Origin of the sequence: Blastococcus mobilis (assembly GCF_900188025.1) — a bacterium.
GTDB lineage: Bacteria > Actinomycetota > Actinomycetes > Mycobacteriales > Geodermatophilaceae > Blastococcus_B > Blastococcus_B mobilis.
The window spans coordinates 1-1,936 of record NZ_FZNO01000071.1 but is presented as its reverse complement, the minus strand read 5'-3'; the positions used below and the strand labels follow the sequence as shown (position 1 = coordinate 1,936).

General features: G+C 63.5%; 1 protein-coding gene. It reads left to right on the top strand.

Annotation, left to right across the window (positions count from 1 at the left end):
• Nucleotides 1–604 precede the first annotated feature (604 nt).
• Nucleotides 605–1,858, top strand: a complete 1,254-nt coding sequence (gene ltrA / locus CHB94_RS24270) for a group II intron reverse transcriptase/maturase (RefSeq protein ID WP_089339101.1) — start codon at nucleotides 605–607, stop codon at nucleotides 1,856–1,858.
• Nucleotides 1,859–1,936 lie beyond the last annotated feature (78 nt).

Sequence of the window (1,936 nt, the reverse complement as noted above, 5' to 3'; positions counted from 1 at the left end):
ACTGGGGTGTGCCACGAGCGCGGGAGGTCACTTGGTAGCTGAGTGATCGACCGCGGTGCTGTGTAGGAGATGAAGGTTCGGCCCTTCGGTGCCGCCCTGCGGGGGGAGGTATCAAACCGCCTCATGCTGCGTTGGCTGAAGACCGTCGTGGTGAGCGATGAGGAGAAGGCGCGGATTACCGTGTCAGGTGGGGACCGGGAAGGCGAACGCGAGTGAACCACTGTTGACGCGTCGAGACGAGGAAGTGGCATCAAAACCGGGGTATCCCAATAACCCCGGGATCAAGCCTGGCGGGAGCCCGTCTATTGGCCAGGTGGTGCCCGGCGTGAAGGTGGCGCGAGCCCGGTCTGCGGCTTCTGCATGGAACGTGGGAAAGCAGGCGCCAACACGACCGCGTGACCGGAGTAGGTCCGGGCCGCGGTGAGAGGGAGCGCATCAACCGGCGAGAACCGGGAGGTGCTGAGTACCGTCGTGGCGTCTGCTGGCGGACCGGCTCGTAGTAGTGGTGAACCGCCTGTAATGGGCGGGGAGCGAAGGGGCCGGGTCATCTACGAGGTGTTCACGCGAGCAACCGGGGAAATCCTCCGGGAGGAGACGAGTGGGCATGTCAGGCCAGACAACCAAATCGTTCGACATTTCGAAGCAGCTGGTTTGGGAGGCGTATAGGCGCGTCGCGGCCAATAAGGGTGCCGCGGGGGTGGACGGGGTGTCCGTCGGGGTCTTCGAGAAGGATCTGAAGAACAATCTGTACAAGATCTGGAACCGGATGTCCTCGGGAACGTACTTTCCGCCCCCGGTCAAGTCGGTGGATATACCGAAGCCGGGTGGTGGCACGAGAACGTTGGGCGTGCCGACCGTGGCCGACAGAATCGCCCAAACCGTGGTGGCAATGACGCTCGAGACCAGAACCGAGGCGATCTTCCATGAAGATTCCTACGGTTATCGGCCAGGGCGTTCGGCGCTGGATGCGGTCGGGGTGTGTCGGTCGCGCTGCCAGAAGAAGAACTGGGTCCTGGACCTGGATATCGAGAAGTTCTTCGACTCCGTGAACCATGACCTCATGGTCAAGGCGGTGGCGGCGAACACCGATCAGGCGTGGGTGGTTCTGTATGTGAAGCGGTGGCTGACTGCTCCGCTGCAACTGCCCGACGGCACCATGCAGGAGCGGGACCGCGGAACCCCACAGGGGTCAGCGGTCTCGCCGGTGCTGGCCAACGTGTTCATGCACTATGCGTTCGATTCTTTCCTGGCCCGGGAGTTCCCGACCGTGGATTTCGAACGCTACTGCGATGACGCGGTGGTGCACTGTGTGACCGAGCGGCAGGCCCGGACGGTGTGGGCCGCGCTGTCGGAGAGGATGGAACAAGTCGGGCTGCGTCTGCATCCCGACAAGACCAAGATCGTGTACTGCAGGGACGACAACCGGCCAGGCTCCTATGAGCAGACGTCGTTCACGTTCCTGGGATACACGTTCTGCCCGCGGTCTGTCCGCAGCAGGCACGGCGTGATGTTCACGGCGTTCGTGCCAGCGATCAGCAAGCAGGCCCTCAACGACATCAGCCGCGAGGTTCGTCGATGGCGGATCCACACACGCACCCGACACGACCTGGCCGGCCTCGCCGAACTGATCAACCCGATCGTGCGGGGCTGGATGCAGTACTACGGCCGGTTCTACGGGTCGATGCTGCTGCCCCTCCTGAGACGCATCAACGGCTACGTGGTGCGGTGGGCGCGCCGGAAGTATCGACGACTGGCCCCGTTCAAGCGGGTCAAGAAGTGGTGGGACCTCCTGGTGGAGCGTCACCGCGGCATCTTCGCCCACTGGCAATGGGCCACCGGGTTCGTCTGGATCAGATGACAAGAGCCGTGTGACGGGAGACTGTCACGCACGGTTCTGTGGGAGCCCGGGGGTGCAATTCCCCCGGGCTACCCGACT

Excerpts from the sequence above, each read along its gene's own strand:
- ltrA (WP_089339101.1), top strand. The coding sequence starts at position 605 with ATGTCAGGCCAGACAACCAAATCGTTCGACATTTCGAAGCAGCTGGTT.